This is a genomic window from Methylorubrum sp. SL192 (genome assembly GCF_026672325.1).
GTDB classification, from domain to species: domain Bacteria; phylum Pseudomonadota; class Alphaproteobacteria; order Rhizobiales; family Beijerinckiaceae; genus Methylobacterium; species Methylobacterium extorquens.
Genome location: NZ_JAPPQV010000003.1, coordinates 193,094 through 210,957, shown reverse-complemented (window position 1 = coordinate 210,957; position 17,864 = coordinate 193,094). Strand labels below are relative to the sequence as shown.

General features: G+C 67.9%; 12 protein-coding genes. 7 read left to right on the top strand and 5 right to left on the bottom strand.

Annotated elements, in window-relative coordinates:
- Positions 1 to 141: 141 nt before the first annotated feature.
- Genes OVA30_RS01940 through OVA30_RS01930 form a run of 3 tightly spaced genes read left to right on the top strand, consistent with a single transcriptional unit; the run spans position 142 to position 5,062 of the window.
- Positions 142 to 1,896 (top strand): HlyD family secretion protein, encoded by a 1,755-nt coding sequence (locus OVA30_RS01940; protein WP_268174433.1) that lies wholly within the window; start codon positions 142 to 144, stop codon positions 1,894 to 1,896.
- Positions 1,897 to 1,931: 35 nt separating this feature from the next.
- A complete protein-coding gene (locus OVA30_RS01935) occupies positions 1,932 to 3,107 on the top strand; it encodes a hypothetical protein (RefSeq protein ID WP_268174432.1) in 1,176 nt (391 codons plus the stop codon).
- Positions 3,104 to 5,062 (top strand): glycosyltransferase, encoded by a 1,959-nt coding sequence (locus OVA30_RS01930; RefSeq protein WP_268174431.1) that lies wholly within the window; start codon positions 3,104 to 3,106, stop codon positions 5,060 to 5,062. The genes OVA30_RS01935 and OVA30_RS01930 overlap by 4 nt, the downstream gene beginning before the upstream one ends.
- A gap of 138 nt (positions 5,063 to 5,200) precedes the next feature.
- Here OVA30_RS01930 and OVA30_RS01925 read toward each other — a convergent pair whose 3' ends face one another.
- The 3 genes from OVA30_RS01925 to OVA30_RS01915 all read right to left on the bottom strand — a co-directional run bounded on the left by OVA30_RS01925 (position 5,201) and on the right by OVA30_RS01915 (position 12,832).
- The gene (locus OVA30_RS01925) at positions 5,201 to 9,607 is read right to left on the bottom strand and encodes a hypothetical protein (RefSeq protein WP_268174430.1); all 4,407 of its coding nucleotides are present in this window, start codon (positions 9,605 to 9,607) and stop codon (positions 5,201 to 5,203) included.
- A gap of 78 nt (positions 9,608 to 9,685) precedes the next feature.
- Positions 9,686 to 11,059 (bottom strand): HlyD family type I secretion periplasmic adaptor subunit, encoded by a 1,374-nt coding sequence (locus tag OVA30_RS01920; RefSeq protein ID WP_268174429.1) that lies wholly within the window; start codon positions 11,057 to 11,059, stop codon positions 9,686 to 9,688.
- A gap of 9 nt (positions 11,060 to 11,068) precedes the next feature.
- Entirely contained in the window at positions 11,069 to 12,832 is a 1,764-nt protein-coding gene (locus tag OVA30_RS01915) for a type I secretion system permease/ATPase (protein ID WP_268174428.1), read from the bottom strand.
- 359 nt (positions 12,833 to 13,191) lie between these two features.
- Here OVA30_RS01915 and OVA30_RS01910 point away from each other — a divergent pair, with 359 nt between their 5' ends.
- Positions 13,192 to 13,488, top strand: a complete 297-nt coding sequence (locus OVA30_RS01910; RefSeq protein WP_012252820.1) for a helix-turn-helix domain-containing protein — start codon at positions 13,192 to 13,194, stop codon at positions 13,486 to 13,488.
- A 61-nt stretch (positions 13,489 to 13,549) separates the two neighbouring features.
- Here OVA30_RS01910 and OVA30_RS01905 read toward each other — a convergent pair whose 3' ends face one another.
- The gene (locus OVA30_RS01905; protein ID WP_015950104.1) at positions 13,550 to 13,759 is read right to left on the bottom strand and encodes a hypothetical protein; all 210 of its coding nucleotides are present in this window, start codon (positions 13,757 to 13,759) and stop codon (positions 13,550 to 13,552) included.
- 214 nt (positions 13,760 to 13,973) lie between these two features.
- Entirely contained in the window at positions 13,974 to 14,678 is a 705-nt protein-coding gene (locus OVA30_RS01900; RefSeq protein ID WP_182569945.1) for a sigma-70 family RNA polymerase sigma factor, read from the bottom strand.
- A 665-nt stretch (positions 14,679 to 15,343) separates the two neighbouring features.
- Between OVA30_RS01900 and OVA30_RS01895 the strand changes: the two genes are divergently transcribed.
- From OVA30_RS01895 to OVA30_RS01885, 3 genes are all read left to right on the top strand, one after another.
- Entirely contained in the window at positions 15,344 to 16,240 is an 897-nt protein-coding gene (locus OVA30_RS01895; RefSeq protein WP_268174427.1) for a LysR family transcriptional regulator, read from the top strand.
- A gap of 102 nt (positions 16,241 to 16,342) precedes the next feature.
- Positions 16,343 to 17,452 carry a carbon-nitrogen hydrolase family protein gene (locus OVA30_RS01890; RefSeq protein ID WP_268174426.1) on the top strand — a complete coding sequence of 370 codons (1,110 nt, stop codon included), beginning with the start codon at positions 16,343 to 16,345 and terminating at the stop codon, positions 17,450 to 17,452.
- Positions 17,453 to 17,560: 108 nt separating this feature from the next.
- On the top strand, positions 17,561 to 17,857 hold the full coding sequence (locus OVA30_RS01885) for a DUF485 domain-containing protein (RefSeq protein WP_268174425.1): 297 nt from the start codon (positions 17,561 to 17,563) through the stop codon (positions 17,855 to 17,857).
- Positions 17,858 to 17,864 lie beyond the last annotated feature (7 nt).

Below are 17,864 nucleotides of genomic sequence, written 5' to 3'. Positions count from 1 at the left end.
TGGTCGCTTTTAATTCGAATTTAACGAAAAATTTTCGCAACCCTTTCGGCGCCGCAGCAATTCAGAGGGCGTCGCACGGCCGGTGACCCGATCGGTTGCCGTCCGCAGAGCGACCCATTCCACCCGCCTGGAGTTGGCCTCGTGTCCCAGCCTACCCTCACGTCCGCGCCCGAGCACCGCCATAGCCGGCTCGTCCGCGTGTCGAGCGTCGGTCTTGCCTCGGTTCTGGCGATCTTGATCGGCACCTCGGTGCTTCCGCCTCTCGTGGCGGACCAATCCGATCGCGCGGTGGTCAACGCCCCGGTCACCCTGCTGACGGCCCCGATCGCGGGCGATATCGGGGCGATCCCGGTCACCGCGGGGGACAAGGTCGAACGCGGTTCGCTGGTGGCCCAGATCACCAATGACCGCCTGGATCGCGCCACGGCGATCCAGCTTGCTGGGCGGGTCTCCGAACTGCGGGAGCGCGCGCTTGCCGCCGAGAACAAGAGAACCTCGAACGAGGCCTATCTTGCGGCCATCGATCGGGCGATCCGGGATCAGTCCGCACAGATGATGCAGGTCCTCCGCTCACAGGTCGAGGAACTCAAAGCCAAAATCGCCTCGGCCAACGCGTCGGGCGAGGAGAAGCGGGTGCTGATGGAGCGTCAGGTCGGCATGGTCGCGCGCGACGTGGCGAGCCCCGATATGGTGAAGTCGACGACGCAAGCCTTCAATGCCGCGATTCAGGAGAAGAAGGCGGCGGAGGCCAAGCTCAATCAGAAGACGGTTCAGCTCGAGGGACTGGCTCGCGGGCTGTTCCTGGGCGATGAACTGCGCAGCCTCGCCGACCTGTCGGAGAAGCAACTCTCCATCACCTACGATACGCAGCGCCTTGCAATCGAGGAGAAGGAGCTGAAGGCCGCGATGGTCGATCAGCAGGCGCTGCTGAAGCGGGAGGACCAGCGCCTCGACAGGTTGACAACCTCCGAAATCAAGGCTTCGGCCAAGGGCGTCGTCTACAACGTCAACGCCACGACCGGACGGCACGTCGGAGCCGGCGACAGCCTCGCCTCCGTCGTGGATTGCGAGCGCAGCTTCGTCGTCGCCATCTTCTCCTACCGCCAGGGCCAGAACCTGCAGGTGGGAAGCGCGGTCACGATTTCGGGCGGATCCGTCGGGACTCGCCGAGGCATCGTGACCGAGATTCTGCCCAAGACCAGCGACACCGTCGACGCGACCTACGCGGTGCCGTTCCCGCAGACGGAGCGGCGCGAGCTCTACGTCCTGGTCAGGCCCGAGCCGCTCCCGGCCAGCGGTGCGGCGCCCGAAACCCTGGCGGAGTCGGCTTGTGGCGTCGGGCGCTGGGTGACGGTCACACGGGAATCGGGCTGGGTGCCGTCGAACTCCGTCGTCTGGCGCGATCTCGGTGACGGCGCGAGCGGGCTCGTGACGAAGGTCGCGGCCGCCGCACCCGATGTCGTGCAAACCGTGTCCGATCACGCCCGGGCCATGGTCTCCTCCGCAAGCGACGTCCTGAAACACGTCGTCTCCACGGGTGCGGATGTCGCGGGCCCGGCGCGGGCCGGCCAAGACGTCCCCGTGCGGCCGGAACCCGGAACGCCTCGCGCGAGCTCAGCCGTTGGTGAGGGCCGTTCCGAGACGCAATCGGAGGCGATCGCGCCCGCTATCCAGAGAGACGCGCCGACCATCGCGTCCACGGAGGCCGGGGAGAAGCCTGTGGCCGATCGCATGGCCCCGATCCCGACTCAGTCCTCGAGCACGGGGCAGCAGCCGGCCGAGATCGCCCCTGCGCGCCGCATTTCGATGCCGCCGCTCCCGCCGGCACGGCCGAATTCTTTCCAAAGCGAGGCTCCGAAACGGACAGGTTCCATCGCACAGGAGGCACGCAGCTGAGGGCGGTCGCCGCCGCGCTCGCTCTCACGTTGGGAATGTCGGCCCCTGCCTGGGCGGATGATCTCGGCCGGGAGTTGTGCCGCGCCCTGTCCGGCGCCGTCGAGAGGACGGCGCCCGATGGGGACCCCGTGTTCCTCGCGAGCTACGAGCCCGGGCCGGACGAGAAGGAGGTTCCGCCGCCGCTGCGCAGCACCGCCTTCTCCTACGACAACGCCCTGGCGGCCACGGCGCTCGCCGCCTGCGGCGACCTGCGGCGCGCCCGTCAGATCGGCGAGGCCTTCCTCGTGGCGATCGAGAGCGACCGCACCTTCGAGGACGGTCGCATCCGCAATGCCTATCGCGCCGGCCCGGTGCGCGCGCGTCCCGTGCTCCTTCCGGGCTGGTGGGACGCCGCGAACAAGCGCTGGTCCGAGGACCGCTATCAGGACGGCTCGGCGACCGGCAACGTCGCGTGGGTCGGGCTGGCGCTGCTCAATCTGCGCGACGCGACGCAGGACCCGCGTTTCGAGAAAGGGGCCACCCGTCTCGCGGCCTGGATCCGAGCGCGGACGGCCCGCCACAACGGGCCCGGCTTCACCGGAGGGCTCGACGGCTACGATCCCGACCAAGCTTCGCTGAGCTGGGCCTCCACCGAGCACAACCTCGACATCGTTGCCCTGGGGATGCGGCTCGGCAAGCCCGACGACCGGGCCATGGCTGCCTCGGCGCGGACATTTCTCGACGCCGCCTTCGACGAGCGGGCCGGCTGCTTCCGGATGGGAACCGATACCGAGGGCCATATGCGCGGTGTCGAGGCCGTCGCCCTCGACACGCAGCTCTGGCCGCTGCTCGGGGTCGCCGATCCACCGGAGGCTTGGCGGCGCGCCCTGTCCTGCGCGACCACACGGTTGGGCGTGCCCGGCGGGTTCGATTTCAACGACGACCGCGACGGCCTTTGGGTCGAGGGGACCGCACAGGCGGCGCTCGCTTATCGCTCCGTCCAGAACGAGGCCACGGCGGGGGAACTCCTGCAGACCCTTGCCGGTCAGCGCGCCCCCTCGGGCTGGCTCTATGCAAGCCGCGAGGCACGGCTGACCACCGGTCTGCGAATCGGGCCGGCGAGCACGCAGGACGACTTCTTCTACTTCCGCCGTCCGCATCTTGGCGCGACGGCTTGGGCCGCGCTGGCGGCTTTGGGCCACAATCCCTTCACAGGAGGCCGCGTCCAATGATGTTTCCCTCGCCCGGCGACGCGGCCTCCGTGCTCGCGCTCTCGTTCGGCATCGCGCTCGGACTTTTCGCTCTCGCGGGCCTGTTGCGGCCGGAGCGCGCCTTCGATCGCCTTCTGTTCGGAGCGCTGACGGCTGCGCTCATCGCCACTTACGCGCGCTGGCGCTGGAGCGACACGCTGCCGCCGCTGACCCCCGAGGCCGGTGCCGTCTGGTCCTACCTGTTCTTTGCCGCCGAGATGGTGGCGGTGGTCTATACCCTGCTCTCGGTGATCATCCTGCTGCGCTTCAAGGATCGGTCAAGGGAGGCCGACGCGGCCCAAGCGCGCCGCGAGGCGAGTGGCGAATGGCCAGCCGTCGACATCTTCATCTGCACCTACAACGAGCCGCGCGAGGTGGTGGAGAAGTCGATCCTGCCATCGCTCGCCATCGATTACGAACCCAAGACCGTCTGGGTCTGCGACGACACCCGCCGCGACTGGCTGCGCGACTATTGCGAGGAGGTCGGCGCCCGCTACATCACGCGCCCGGACAACAAGGGGGCCAAGGCCGGCAACCTCAACAACGCCCTGCGTCACACCGCTGAGCGGACCGATGCCCCCCTGATTCTCGTGCTGGATGCGGATTTCGCGCCGCAGCCGAACATCCTCAAGCGCATGGTCGGCCTGTTCGATGATCCGAAGACGGGCGTGGTGCAGTCGCCGCAATTCTTCTTCAATGCCGATCCGATCCAGCACAATCTCGCCGCTTCCGACAGCTGGGTCGATGACCAGCGCATCTTCTTCGACGTGTTCCAGCCAGCAAAGGACGCCTGGAATGCGGCCTTCTGTGTCGGCACCTCGTTCATCGTGCGCCGCGACCGGCTCGGCGAGATCGGTGGCTTCCCGGATGCCGCGATCTGCGAGGATCTCAACTTGTCGCTCGGCATGTCACGCCGAGGCTACGAGACCCACTGGCTGAACGAGCGGCTGAGCATGGGCCTCTCGGCTGAGGGCCTCCCGGAATACATCACGCAGCGTACCCGCTGGTGTCTCGGAACGATTCAGATCGCGTTGCTCGCCGACGGGCCGCTTCGCGGGCCGGGCTATACCCTGGTCCAGCGGATCCACTTCCTGCATGGCGTGCTGAACTGGGCCTGCAAACCCTACATCGTGCTGATGTTGCTGGCCCCGGCGGTCTACTGGATTGCCGGGCTGCCGGCCTTCGAGGCCGACGTGCTGTCCTTCCTGCGATACGGTGCGCCCCCACTCTTCGCTCTGTGGGCCTATAGCGGCTGGGTTTCGCGCTCGCGCACGCTGCCAATCTTCATGGAGGTGACCCACGCGATCAGTGCGCTCGCCGTCACCATGACGCTCATCCAAGCGGCCGTCCGACCCTTCGGCCGTCCGTTCAAAGTCACGGAAAAGGGCGGTGATCGCTCCCAGATGCGCGTCCGCTGGCGCATGGCCTCGGCCTTCGGCGGCCTCTCCCTGCTTTCAGCCTTCAGCATCGTCTGGGCCTTCATCGCCCCGACCGCTCCGGCCGAGATCTCGGATATCGACTACTTCAACCTCGTCTGGGCCGGAGTGGCGATGGTGCTGACCTTCATCTGCTTCCTCGTCTGTTTCGAATACCCGCGCGTCGATCTCGCGTTCCGCTACGACGCCGACGCCCGGATCGAAGCCGGCGGGACCAGCCACGCCTGCCGCATCGCGACCCTTTCGCCCGGCCGGGCGACCCTCGCCGAGGCGGGGGAGCCGGTCTCCGCGCTGGGTGCGCCGCTGATCCTGCACCTTCCGGGCATCGGCGCGATCGACGCGGTTGCGGACCCCGCCGGCCTTTCACTCGATCCCACGCCGGAGCAGTACCGGGCTCTGGTCGTGGCCCTCTACTCCACCCCACGCGACACCATCGCCCGTGCCGCCCGGTTCACCCCGGCCGTCGGTGGCCTGCTCCGCCGGAGCCTGGGCCTCGGCTGAGCGGCGCCGCGGGCGAAGCGGATCGGCGGATACTCTCGAACGCATTCCGACCGAGTGGCGGCCGGTGCGACCGCAAGAACCCGCGGCAAGACAAGCATTTAGAGACGCCGGCCTGAGGCAATCCGGCCGGATACGGCTCTAGGTGTGGTGATACATGTCGTGCACCGGATGCGTCTGATCCGTGACCCCGATCAGGCCGACCGTGTGATGGGTCGTTGCTTCGTCCGGCCCGTGTGGAAGGGCTGATGGCGCCGGATCCTGAGGGGCGTCCGTGTGGAACACGAGATTGCCGTCCGCGTCGATCGCCGCGGGCGGAGGGCTTGGCCGGCCCGGCTTCGCTTGACCGGACGCCCCCTGGGACGCCGCGGAGCCGGATTGGCTGTTTGGCAAAGGCCCGCCCGCCAGATCGGCTTCGACCTGTACAGGCGGCTGGGTCGGCTCGTTGACCTTGACCGGAAGGGCCGCCTGTCCGGGCGCCTCGCGGTCGGTGCGGCCGGTGACCGAAAGGACGTCATCGACCTGTCCTCGATCGGGATGGGCCGGTGCGATCGCCTCCTGCGCAGCCGGTGCAGACGGCGACGTCAGGTCAGGACCTCCGGACGGGCCGGACAGGTCATTCTCGTCCACGCCGTGAACCGTCGCCTGCGGGTCCGCCACTGGGATCGCGCGAACGACGACGGGCTCCGCGCCGTCATGCGGCCCGTCAGGATCGGCTTGGGCGTGCTCACCCTTCGGCGCCGCAATCTGAGCGTCCGACGCCGGTGAAGCGCCGTGTCCGAGGGGAGGGTCCGCGTCCGCCCGATCGCTTCCCCGATCCTGCAAGACTGGATCGTGGGCAGCCGACGCGGGAACGGCAGGCTCCGCATCGGCCCTTTGCTCGTGCGGCGCCGACTCTTCCTGCGCAGGCCACGCCTGGGGCCCTGCGCCGCCGGCAGGGACGTTCGATGGCAACGTCACGGCGACGTCGCTCGGCGTGGATCCGTGCTCCTTCGTGCCGAACACGTCTCCGTTCGTCTGTTCCGAGGCTGCCGCGTTCGCGGCCTGATCGGAGCCGTGCTCGATCGAATGACCCCGTGCGGGTTCGGAGGGCGTCGATGTCAGATCCTGACCAGGTCCATCCGCCGCCGCGGTCGCCCGATCGGCCTTGGCAGCAGGCTCGGGAGCCGCTCCGTCGGTCGGTTCGTGCGCGCCGCCCGGCAGCTCGGTCGCGCTGAGCGTTTTCGATCCGTGGGAAGCGGGACCGGGGTCAAGCAGTGCATGAGCCTTTGGGGTCGGTGCCGCGTCGGATCGCGTTTCGCCGGCAGTTTCTGGCTTACCGTGACTTGAAGCCGTGTCGGTCGTGCCGGGACCATGCGCTTCGGGCGCTTGCTGGTCGTTCCGCTCGGCCGGGACCGAGTTTTGACTCGGGCCGCGATCGGCCTGCTGCTCAGTCGCGGGAAGAACGGCCTCGGCCTGTGCCGCCGATCCCCGCTCGTTGGCATCGCTTGGGGCCCGACCGTGGCCGGCGGTCGGCGCGTCTGAGCTCGGCTCATGGAGCGCGACAACCTCGGCCTTCGAGTTGCTGCCATGACCCTGGCCGTTGTTGCTGCCCGTCGGCTCGATCTGCGGATCGTTTCCAGACGCCGCCTCGGTCGGCCGCTGCGAACCTTGATCGTTGGTATTTTCCAGGCCGCTGGCGCGACCACCCTGTTGATCCGCGGGAGGATCGCCGGTCACGGCCTCGGCCCGTGCGCTTCCCGGACCAGAGACGCTGGCATGGCCTTCATTCGGGCCGGTCCGCACGATCGGCGGGTTCTGTGCCACCGCAGGCTCAGCCTGCGAGCCCCGCTCTTGAGCAGCGGCACCGGCGTTGCCGCTACCACGGCTACTCGCCTCGACCGGTGGGCTATTCGCACCTTCAGCCTGAGCCGGCGCGGCGTCTTCCCGAGCGACAACACTGGAATGGTCCTGGCCGCGGCCGGGCTGCGCGGGCAGCGGATCACCTCCCGTCGCATGCTCGGCCTGCGCGCCCCGGTCCTGAGCAGCGGCGCTCGTGTTGCCGTTGTCACGGCCGGTCTGCTCGACCGGTGGGCTGTTCCTCGTCTCGGCTTGAGCCGGCACGGCGTCTTGCCCAGCGGCAACGCTGGATTGGTCCTGGCCGCGGCCGGGCTGCGCGGGCAGCGGATCACTTCCCATCGCATGCTCGGCCTGCGCGCCCCGGTCCTGAGCAGCGGCACCGGCGTTGCCGCTACCACGGCTACTCGACTCGACCGGTGGGCTATTCGCAGCTTCGGCCTGAGCCGGCGCGGCGTCTTGCCCAGCGACCACGCTGGATTGGTCCTGGCCGCGGCCGGCCGGCGCGCTCGGCGGATTACTTCCCGTCGCAGGCTCAGCCTGCGGACTCCGCTCCTGAGCAGCGGCACCGGTGTTGTCACGGCGGGTCTGCTCGACTGGTGGGCTATTCGCAGCTTCGGCCTGAGCCGGTGCAGCGTCTTGCCGAGCGACAACGCTGGATTGGTCCTGGCCGCGGCCGGTCTGCACGCTTGGCGGATTACCTCCCGTCGCAGGCTCAGCCTGCGGGCCCCGCTCCTGAGCAACGGCGCCGGTGTTGCCACGGCTACTCGCCTCGACTGATGGGCTATTCGCAGCTTCGGCCTGAGCCGGCGCGGGTTCCTGCCGAGCGACGCCGCTGGCGTGGCCATTGCCCCCGCCGGCCGGCGCGGTCTGCGGGTTGTTTCCGCTCGCTCCCTCAGGCGATGTAGCGCGGTCTGGACCGACGGTGCTCACCGGGCCGTTCGTGGGGCTCGTTGGTTCGGCCCGCATTTCATGAGAGGCTGCAGCCGGCGCGCCCTGATCCTGACCTTGGGCGCTGGCCTGGCCCTGACCGGGTCCAACCTGCTCGGCGTTCGGGCTGTGTCCGACGGCCGCCATCGCCGGCGCGCCGCGGTCCTGGCCGGTGCTGTCGATGGGACTTTGATCGGGGCGGGCCTGCCCGGCCTGCGGCGTGTTCCCGGTCGCGGGTTCAACCTGCGGGCTCTGGGCCGCCGCAACGCTGGTGGTTTGCCTGTCACTCTCGGCGCCACGCTCGGCCTGCGGGCTACTTCCGGTCGCCGTCTCGGCCGGAACGCCTCGACTGACGCCCTCGGGCTGGCTGTGACCGGGGGCGGCCTGCTCCCCTGTCGGATGGGTCTCGGCTCCAGCCTTGGCCGGGGATTCTCGATCCCGGCCCACGCCCTCGACGTGACCGTTGGCAAGCCCCGCCGGATCGGCCTTCGGACTGTTCCCGAGCCCAGCCTCCGCGGGTCGGCCGTCGCCCCGATCGTCGGCATCCCGCGAGGCTTCGGGGGACGGAACCCGGTTCGTCGCAGTCTGGGTCACGGCATTGACCCAGGCCGGTCGGGCAGGTCCGCTACCAGCGTCGGCCGAGTCAGACGATGCGGCAAGTGCAGAACGGGCGCGGGAGCCGGGCTCGGCGATCAAGGCCGAGGCCGAACCGGCGTGCTGATCACTTGAGGCCGACCCCGGCTCGTCCGATGTGGGCGCTGCACTCTCGCTGCGAGCCGACGTCGACGCCTGTTGGCCGCTGGATTTAGCGGCGGACGCCTCGGCCGATGTGTTGGCCAGCGCGACGTCGCTGCCAAATTTCGGCGCCAGCGGCTGGTTCTGCGAGGCTGGTGACTTCGGCGCTTCACCCGGGGATTCGGTCCGCGCCACAGGAGACGGATCGACCCGGCTCGCCGCTGCAATCGTGTCGGAAGCCGGGTGAGGACGAGCATCGGGATTCGCGCCGCTGCCCTGCGCCGTCAGAGCGGCCGGCTGAGCCGACACGCTCCCGCGGCCGGAGCCAAACGCGGTGCCCGACGCCGGCGCCGCTTCACCCTGCGCGGTTAGGATCGAGGCGTTGCCCGCCCCGTCCGCGAAGTCGAGATCCAGCTCCGCGCTCACGGCGCGGTGATCGATCGCCATGGCCTCGGCTGCGAAGATCATCGCGGAGAGGATGATGGCCTCAAGCTGCTTGCGATCAGTATCCCGATCACCGGACCCGCCATTGGCCTTCGGCTGTGGATGGCCCTGCGCGGGCTCGCCTCCCTGGGAGGTCGGCGGCGGAGATACGCCTTCGCCCCCCGCCACGAGCGGACCGGCATGGGCATCCTCCGACGACAAGCTCAAAGCTGCCGCCGCCACCAGCGCCGCGAGCAGCGCGGCCGGATGAACCACGAGCGTCGTCCCCGTCGCTGTCGCCGGGATCGGGAGCAGGTGCGGATGCAGTCGAGCGATCTGGTCGATCAGGGTCCGGAAATCCGTGCCGCGCACGGGCCGATCCAGAGCGTCCGAGGCGATGAGATAGTTGCCGTCGATTTTGGCGAAGTGAATGATCGCGTCGCCGTCCGGTTGGCAGAAGACGAACCACGGCTCACCCTCGTCGCTGAGGCCGTGCTCGCTCGCGATGCTGAACCCGGCACGGAGGAGAGCCGCCTCGACGCGATAGAACTCGGCCAGCTCCTGCTGCGACCAGTTGCCTTGCCGCGCCGATGCCGGACGGAAGAAGGGAATGACCGTGCTCATCGTCATCTCACCGTGTCGGCTCGTGGCGACCCTTGGCGGAGAGCGCCGCACCCCATGGCGGAGCGACCGGGCGCGGCGCTAGCGTTCATGGAAGGCGCGTCCCATCGCGTCGAAGAAGGGTGCGAATAGATATTCCAGGGCCGTGCGCTCCCCGGCCGAGACCACCACCTCGGCTGGCAAGCCCGCGAGAAGGCGATGTCGGACCTCGGCGGGAAGCTGGTGTTCGTCGATCTCCACGGTGCCGGCGAAATAGGCCTGCTTCGACCCCTCGTCGACCAGACGGTCCCGCGACACCACCGTGAGCGTTCCGAAGACTGCGGGCGTCCGGCGGGCCTGAAAGGTCGGAAACTTGATCTCCGCCCGCATGCCGGCATGGACGGCTTCGAGGTCGTTGGGCGAGAATTGCACGTTGACCACGAGCCTGTCCGCCGTCGGGACGATCTCCATCAGCGGCTCGCCCGAGCGGACGACCTGCCCGATCGCGAAAACCTTGAGCCCCTGGATGACCCCGTCGTGGGAGGCGCGGATCTCGTGCCGCCGGAACACGTCCTGCGCGACGACGAGCTTTTCCCGAAGTTCGCCGATCCTCTGCCGCGTCTCGAGAAGCTGGCCGGTGACCGCCTCCTGAAGCTTCTGCTTCAACTGGGTGACCTGCAGCCCGGCCTCGCTGATGGCGTTCTCGGCTTTTGCTCTCTCCGCGACGGAGCGCCCGATGACACCCTCCAGTCGCGTGCGCTCCCGCTCCATCACGAGGAGGCGCGACAGCGGGATCAGATTTCGCTCGTGCAGGCTGCGCAGGCCCTCCAGTTCCTGTCGGATGAAGCCGACCTGCTGCTCGACCGAGGACTTCTCGACGGCAAGGCCGGAGATCTCCGTCCTCAGCTGGGTGACTTTGGCCTCGATGAGGGCGAGTTGGCCCTTCAGCGTCGTCCTCCGTTCGGCCAACTGACCCGCCTGATCGCCGATCATGCGTGCGAGGACGGGCTCGTTGCGCCGTGCAGCGATCTCGGCCGGCAGTTGCAGATCGTCGGACTGCGCCTGCTCCGCCCGCAGCCGCGCCTCCAGGACGAGAGCGGCGTCGAGCTGGTTTCGGAACAGGTCCGCACTCGCCTGGGACTGTAGGGGATCGATGCGCAGAAGGACGTCGCCGGAGCGAACCATCTGCCCGTCCTTCACCAGTACCGCATGGACCATGCCGCCCTCGAAGTGCTGGACGACCTTGCGGCTGGTTTCCGCGACGATGACGCCGGTGCTGATGACGGCGCGATCCAGGCGGACGGTGGCCGCCCAGGCACCGGCGACGCCGAAGGCCGCGGCGATGAGCGCATAGCCGCCGATCGCGTAGCGCTGCCACGCGATCGGCGAGACGGCCCTGTCCTCGGCGCCCGTTCCGCCTCGGCCCAACGACGAGGAAGCGGCGGACGACGTGATCGGGATCGGGGCTGGAGGCATTGTCATGGCTCAGCCCGCGCTACGTTGGATTTCGGGCATCCTCTCGTTCTCGGGCATCGCGCGACCGCCGGTCGCGACCAGCGCCGGAACCGGGCGCGGCCCGGAAACCTGGGTGAGGATCTGATCGGCCGGGCCCGAAGCGCGGAGCGTTCCGCCCTCCAGCATCAGGATCTGATCGGCTCCCGCCAGCAGGCTCACCTTGTGCGTGACGATCACAACCGTCGTCCCCCGCTCTCGAAGGTCCGCCACCGCCCGCATCAGCGCGGCCTCGCCGGCTTGGTCGAGGCTGGCATTCGGCTCGTCGAGGACGACCAAGCTCGGGTCCCCGTACATCGCCCGCGCCAGGGCGATGCGCTGACGCTGGCCGCCGGAGAGGCCGTGCCCGCCCGATCCGATCCGGGTGTTGTAGCCGTCCGGCAGAGCCTGGATCAGGTCGTGGCACCCCGCGCGTTGCGCCACCGCAACGATGGCGGCGTCGTCCTGGGTGTCGAAGCGCGCGATGTTCTGCGCCACCGTGCCGTCGAACAATTCAACGTCCTGCGGCAGGTATCCGAGATGCTGGCCGAGCGCCTGCGGGTCCCAGTGCCGGAGGTCGGCTCCGTCGATCCGCACCGCGCCGGAGGTGATGGGCCAGACGCCGGTGATCGCGCGGACCAGGGTCGATTTCCCGGCCGCACTCGGACCGATGATTCCGACGACGCTGCCGGGCTCCAGCCGCACGCTCACATCGTGGAGAATGGCCGTCGGCGAGCCCGGCGCCGCCACGACCAAATTCTCGGTCTCGATCAGACCGCGCGGACGCGGCAGCATCACGCGCTGCGGTTCGAGGCCGATGCGCCCCACGATGTCCGCCAGCCGGGCATAGCTGCGCCGGGCTGCCGTGAAGCTCTTCCAATGCCCGACGACCGCCTCGATGGGCGCCAGCGTCCGGCCCATGATGATGGAGGCCGCGATCATCGAGCCGGCAGAGATCTCGCCATGGATGGCAAGGTAGGCGCCGACACCAAGGACCATCGTCTGCAGGAACATGCGCGTGAACTTCGTCGCCGCGGTGATGAGGCCGGCGCGATCGCTCGCCCGGGCCTGCAGCCGAATCGCCTCGTCGTGACGCCGACGCCACCGGGACCGCAAGGCGCCGAGCATGCCCATGGCGCGCAGAACCTCGCCCCCTCGCATGGTCGCGCGGGCCTGCTCGCCCGCTTCACGGGCGGCTTGGCTCGCCACGTCGAGGGGCCGCCGGGTCGTGAGATCGGTCAGGAGCGTGAGCCCGAGGAGCGTGCCGCCCCCGAGCAACGCCATCCAGCCGAACCAAGGATGGAGGATGAAGCAGGCCATCAGGAACAGCGAGGCCCAGGGCAGGTCGCAGAGCGCCAGGATCGCGCCGCCCGTGAGGAACTCACGCAGGACATCGACATCGCGAAGGACCGTTTCGTGCCCGGCGCGCGGCTTGAGCAATGCGGCCCTGTGAACGATCTCGAAGACCGGTCCGGCAACCTTTCGATCGAAGATCATTCCGCCCCGCACCAACAGGCGCGAACGAAGCATTTCGAGGACGGCATAGACGGCGAGCGCGAAGGCCGCGATGCCCGTGATGCCGAGGAGCGTCGCCTCGTTCCGGCTCGAGAGGACGCGATCGTAGACCTGCAGCATGTACAGGGGGCCGGCGAACAGAAGCAGGTTCGTGAAGAAGGCGAAGACGAACACCGTCACCAGAACGGGGCGGATCGCCCGCAGCCCATCCTTCAAGACGGACTCGGCCACACGATCGCTCATGGCACCTCCCGGCGCGCCGGTTCATGGGGCCCGGATCGCGCGGCCAAGCCGTCCGCCTGCGAATGCCGGCCACAGAGCGCCATCCCTCGGAACAGGAATGGGCGCTTCGAGGCCGTCGGCCGGGATTCATTCCCGGAAAAATGTGACTCGTGCCGCCGCATCGCGTCCGCTTCCCCGGCTCGCATCATCGCGTGCCGGCTTATGAATCTTAGCGCAGGCTTATTGTATTCCAAGGAGCGCCGCCGAGACCGTCGAAAATCGTACGCAATGCGAACTGGACATTGGCTGTCTGAGCGCCATATGGAAATCACTGTACCATTCGGCGCTCTCGCAATTGAGCGCTGGCGGGAGCCGCACATTTGTATGTCCATCAGCAACGTCTCGGCTCTGAGGAGGTGCAGGAATTGCGCCGCGAAGGTGGCCGCTTCCTGAAGGACCTTCGCGAGAAGCAGGGTCTCTCACAGAGACAGTTGGCTGCCCTGGTCGGTGCCGAGTACTACACCTTCATCTCACAGCTTGAGACGGGACGCGGCCGTGTGCCCCCGGACCGGTACCGGCTCTGGGCCGATGCCCTGGGCGTGGATGCGAAAGACTTCGTGAAGAGCCTGATGCGCTTCTACGATCCGCTGACGTTCGAGATCCTCTTCGGCGACTGACCCGTCGTCGAGACAAGCTCAACTCTTGCTGTGAAACGCGCGGAAAGCTGGCTGTCTGCGCCTATTCCGCCGCGAGGCTGAGCGTCTCCGCTTCGACAAGGACGGCGCCACAGGCGGTCATCAGGTCGCGCAGCATCGCCAGAGCGGTTTGCACTTCCGCCGGCGTCGACAAGCCCTCGCGGAAATGCGTGCCACCACCGGCCAACGTCACTGCGATGTCGAACCGTCCGTCAGGGCGTTCGAGGATCCGATACGACGCGCGGCGAGGCATGGGCACGAGGGAGAGCGATGGCTGGAAGTGTGAAGACCAGCCCTGTCATGCGTCGCCCGTTCGTGCAGTTCAAGCTATGGACTTCGCTGTATCCAGCCGCTCCAAACGAGGCGTGGACAGCCGCAATGTGAGACAGAGCCCGAATCCGCACTGATCGCGGACGACGTCATCCGGCGCTCGAAGCAGATTTGGGCCAATCGGAGAAAGATGAAGTTCAGGCCGGCACCTTGGTGGAAGACATGCTCAGCTGCTCCATCAAGTAGGAGCGAGCACGGCTTACCCGGCTCTTCACCGTGCCGGTCTGGCAGCCCATGACCTCCGCGGCCGCTTCGTAAGTCAGGCCCTGCGCACCGACGAGAAGCAGCGCTTCGCGTTGGGGGGCAGGTAGCCGCGCGATGTAGGACAGGACGACCTGAAGGTCCGAGCCATGCTCCTGTGCCGCCAGCGCAACCAGTTGGCCCGCCATGACACCGTCCACGTCTTCCACCTCACGCCTGTGCTTGCGTCGCTCGGTGTAAAAGTGATTGCGGAGGATGGTGAACAGCCACGCTTTCAGATTCGTGCCTGGCACGAACCGATCCTGATTGGCCCACGCTTTCAGCACGGCCTCCTGCACGAGATCATCGGCCCGTGCAGCACTTCCGGCGAGCGACTGCGCGAACACCTGCAGCGCCGGGAGTGCTGCCGTGAGCCCCGCGCGAAAGGCTGCGTCGCGCTCACTCGCCAGGGGCGCGAGAGCACTCTCCAGAACCCGCGTGAGATCAAGCAAATGCTGCGGTGCACCTGAAACGACGATTTCGAGATAAGTCGCCTGCAACTGAGCTCCGATGTGCTTCTGCACCGCGAAGGGCAGCCTGGCAGCTCCCGCTTTCCCTTCCGGATCCGAGCAAACCGGACCGAGTCCGCTTGCAATCAGCATGTCGATCAACCCACGTTCCTTCTCGGAGCGAGCGGCAGAGAGATGCCTGAGCCAGCTCCTTCCGCCGTACAGTGAACATCTAACTCGCGAACCTCGGGGATCGATCCATTCCATCGGCGCGTTCGGGGTTGCGCTCGGAGTAGCGTTGAGAGCTTGCACGGTCGAAGTGATGACATGCCCGGTGACGTATCGAGTCGTTGACTGTCCGGATGGTCGGTTCGCGGTCGTCGTCGTGGCTGCATCGGGTGCTGCGTACTGGCGCAACGGATTGCTCACGCTCGCGGAGGCAGAGGCTTGCGTCGAGGATCTCCGCGCCATCCTGGCACACTGCGGCGCGGCGCTCGCGTGCTACGACAATACGCAAGACATTCAAACAGAGAGCTGGCCGCGCTCGCTGAGCTAGGTGGCCTGCGCTGGGGCTGTAATTTCCTCGTAAGTGCGCTGAGTGGCCTGCTGCCGCCGTGGACAGCCGCACGTCAGCTGGAAGAGCCCATTCTCGGCAGGGAGCGGAAGCCGACAGAAGTGGCGTCAGGTGTCTTTGGGCCGAAGTAGGCCTCGTAGCTCTCCGACGCCGGGCCAGGTTTCAGCCGGTTGCTTCCCCTGCCGCGATGGAGAAACTTGGCGGTGAAATTTGGCCCGGACCGTGCCTCACCTCAGATCACCGCATGTTCGATTGGAACGACCTCACCTTCTTCCTGGAGTTGGCCCGGCATGGCCGGCTGATGCCGGCCGCGCGTCGGCTCAAGGTCGATAACACGACGGTCAGCCGTCGCATTGCGGAGTTGGAGCGGGGGCTCGACACAAAACTGTTCCAGCGCTGCTCCGACGGCTTCCTGCTGACCGAGGCCGGCCACAAGCTCTTCGTGATCGCGGAGGCGATCGAACAGAAGATGCTGTCCGTGCCGGACGAACTCGGCCTCTCCGATGGAGCCGAGCCCGCGGGACGCGTGCGTGTGGCCAGCATGGAAGGCATCGCCGCCTTCTACCTGTCGGCCAAGTTCGCCGAGTTCGCCGCCGCCATGCCCGGCATCGTGGTCGAGCTCGTCACGGAGCGGCACCTCATCAACCTGACCAAGCGCGAGGCCGACATCTCGGTGTCCTTCGTGCCGCCCCAGGGCCCGCGCCTCAAGGTGAGGCGGGTCGGCGAGTTCCGCTTGGCCCTGTTCGGGGCGGAACGCTACTTCGCCACGCATGGCCGACCGACGACGCGCGCCGACCTTCAGGACCACGTTTTTGTGGACTACGTCGATGATCTCGTGGCGATCGAGCCTGTGCATTGGCTGCTCGAAGTCCTGAAACCGACGAACGTGGTCTTCCGCTCCACCAGTATGGCCGCCCAGCAGACGGCCGTCGCCGCCGGGGCGGGGCTCGGCCTGCTGCCGCTTTTTTCAGCAAAAACCAACCCGGCGCTCATCCCCGTCCTGGCGGACGATGTGGTGGTGCAGCGTGAACTCTATCTCGGTGTTCACGAAGACATCGAGCATGCCGGCCGGATCCGCGCCGTGACCCGCTTCCTGGCCGACCTGTTCTCAAAGGAGGCAGCGTACTTGAACCGGTTTTAGGCAGGTCACGGCAAGAATGCAGCGGGCGTTGCGGATTTTCCACCTTCGCGGCGCGGACGGCCTCTGTTGCAAATGCGGCATCCCGTTCCAGGAGCCGCGTCGATGTCCATCCAATACCCGAAGTTCAAGGCGGCAGCCTGCCATGTCGCCTCGGTCTTCCTCGACAGCACCGCCTCCGCCGAGAAGGCCGTTGCGCTGATCGGAGAGGCCGCCCGCACGGGCGCCGACCTCGTGGTCTTTCCCGAGGGTTACATGCCGGGCTTCCCCCTTTGGGCGGCCCTGCGGGCGCCGATCCACAACCACGATCTGTTCAAGCGCCTCGCGGCCCAGTCCGTGCGCCTGGACGGCCCGGAGATCGGCGCGGTCCGCGCCGCCGCCCGGCGCCACGGCGTACTCGTCTCGCTCGGGTTCAGCGAGAGCACCGAGGCCAGCGTCGGCTGCCTGTGGAACGCGAACGTGCTGATCGGGCGCGACGGGGCGATCCTCAACCACCATCGCAAGCTCGTGCCGACCTTCTACGAAAAGCTTATCTGGGCGAACGGCGACGCGCGGGGCTTGCGCGTGACGCGCACCGAGATCGGCCGCGTCGGCATGCTGATCTGCGGTGAGAACACCAATCCGCTGGCCCGGTACACGCTGATGGCCCAGGGCGAGCAGGTCCACATCTCGACCTACCCGCCGGCCTGGCCGACCCGCCCGCCGGGAGAGAGCGCCGCCTACGACCTGAAACGGGCCATCGAGATCCGTGCCGGGGCGCATGCCTTCGAGGCCAAGGTGTTCAACATCGTCTGCTCCGCCGTCCTCGACGCGGCCGCCAGGGCCACCCTCTGCGACGGGGACGCCGCCCTCGCCGAACTCGTCGAGCGCACCCCCGCGGGCGTGTCCATGGTCCTCGACCCCACCGGCTCCCATGTCGTGGAGCCGCACCAGGGGGACGAAACGATCGTCTACGCGGACATCGACGTCGAGGCCTGCGTCGAGCCCAAGCAGTTCCACGACGTCGTCGGCTACTACAACCGCTTCGACATCTTCCGCCTCCATGTCGACCGCACGCCGCGCGAGCCGATCAGCTTCGACGCGGCCGTCCGGCCGTCGGGCGTTGCCGCCGACGGCGTCGGTGGGCTCGAGGCTCTCGATCCGGATGGCGCTCGCGCACAGCCCGGCCTCGGCGAGCCGGCGCCGGCCCCGCCGCTTCGCCGCGCAGGCCACTGAGACGGTTCGGACGCGGCCGAGCCTCGAGGGCGACGCCGCGCCGGCTCCGGAGGCTTCGGCCTCCCGGAAGTGTTCGCAAAATCTCGCACGCATGGACGGAGGTGCAGCATGCTTTCCCCCGATAGAGTGGCCCCTCGCGAGGAGGCCGAGGCGATCGCACGACTGTCGCGAACGCGATCGCGCGTGGCGATCGTGCTGAGCGTCGTGATGATCACGATGTATTTCGGGTTCATGACGATGTTCGCCTTCGCCAAGACTGCGATGGGTACGATCCTGATGCCCGGTTTGTCGCTCTGCATCCTGCTCGGTGCGGGGGTAATCGTCGGATCGTTTGTCCTTTGTCTGGTCTACGTCGTCTGGGCGAACCGGTTCTACGACCCGGCCGTGCGCCGCATCATGAGCTGAGGAGCGA

What these genes read in the sequence shown, in the direction of transcription:
- OVA30_RS01935 (WP_268174432.1), top strand. Translation starts at nt 1,932, where the DNA reads ATGTCGGCCCCTGCCTGGGCGGATGATCTCGGCCGGGAGTTGTGCCGC.
- OVA30_RS01930 (WP_268174431.1), top strand. Translation starts at nt 3,104, where the DNA reads ATGATGTTTCCCTCGCCCGGCGACGCGGCCTCCGTGCTCGCGCTCTCG.
- OVA30_RS01925 (WP_268174430.1), bottom strand. Translation starts at nt 9,607, where the DNA reads ATGAGCACGGTCATTCCCTTCTTCCGTCCGGCATCGGCGCGGCAAGGC.
- OVA30_RS01920 (WP_268174429.1), bottom strand. Translation starts at nt 11,059, where the DNA reads ATGCCTCCAGCCCCGATCCCGATCACGTCGTCCGCCGCTTCCTCGTCG.
- OVA30_RS01915 (WP_268174428.1), bottom strand. Translation starts at nt 12,832, where the DNA reads ATGAGCGATCGTGTGGCCGAGTCCGTCTTGAAGGATGGGCTGCGGGCG.
- OVA30_RS01905 (WP_015950104.1), bottom strand. Translation starts at nt 13,759, where the DNA reads ATGCCTCGCCGCGCGTCGTATCGGATCCTCGAACGCCCTGACGGACGG.
- OVA30_RS01900 (WP_182569945.1), bottom strand. Translation starts at nt 14,678, where the DNA reads ATGCTGATTGCAAGCGGACTCGGTCCGGTTTGCTCGGATCCGGAAGGG.
- OVA30_RS01895 (WP_268174427.1), top strand. Translation starts at nt 15,344, where the DNA reads ATGTTCGATTGGAACGACCTCACCTTCTTCCTGGAGTTGGCCCGGCAT.
- OVA30_RS01890 (WP_268174426.1), top strand. Translation starts at nt 16,343, where the DNA reads ATGTCCATCCAATACCCGAAGTTCAAGGCGGCAGCCTGCCATGTCGCC.
- OVA30_RS01885 (WP_268174425.1), top strand. Translation starts at nt 17,561, where the DNA reads ATGCTTTCCCCCGATAGAGTGGCCCCTCGCGAGGAGGCCGAGGCGATC.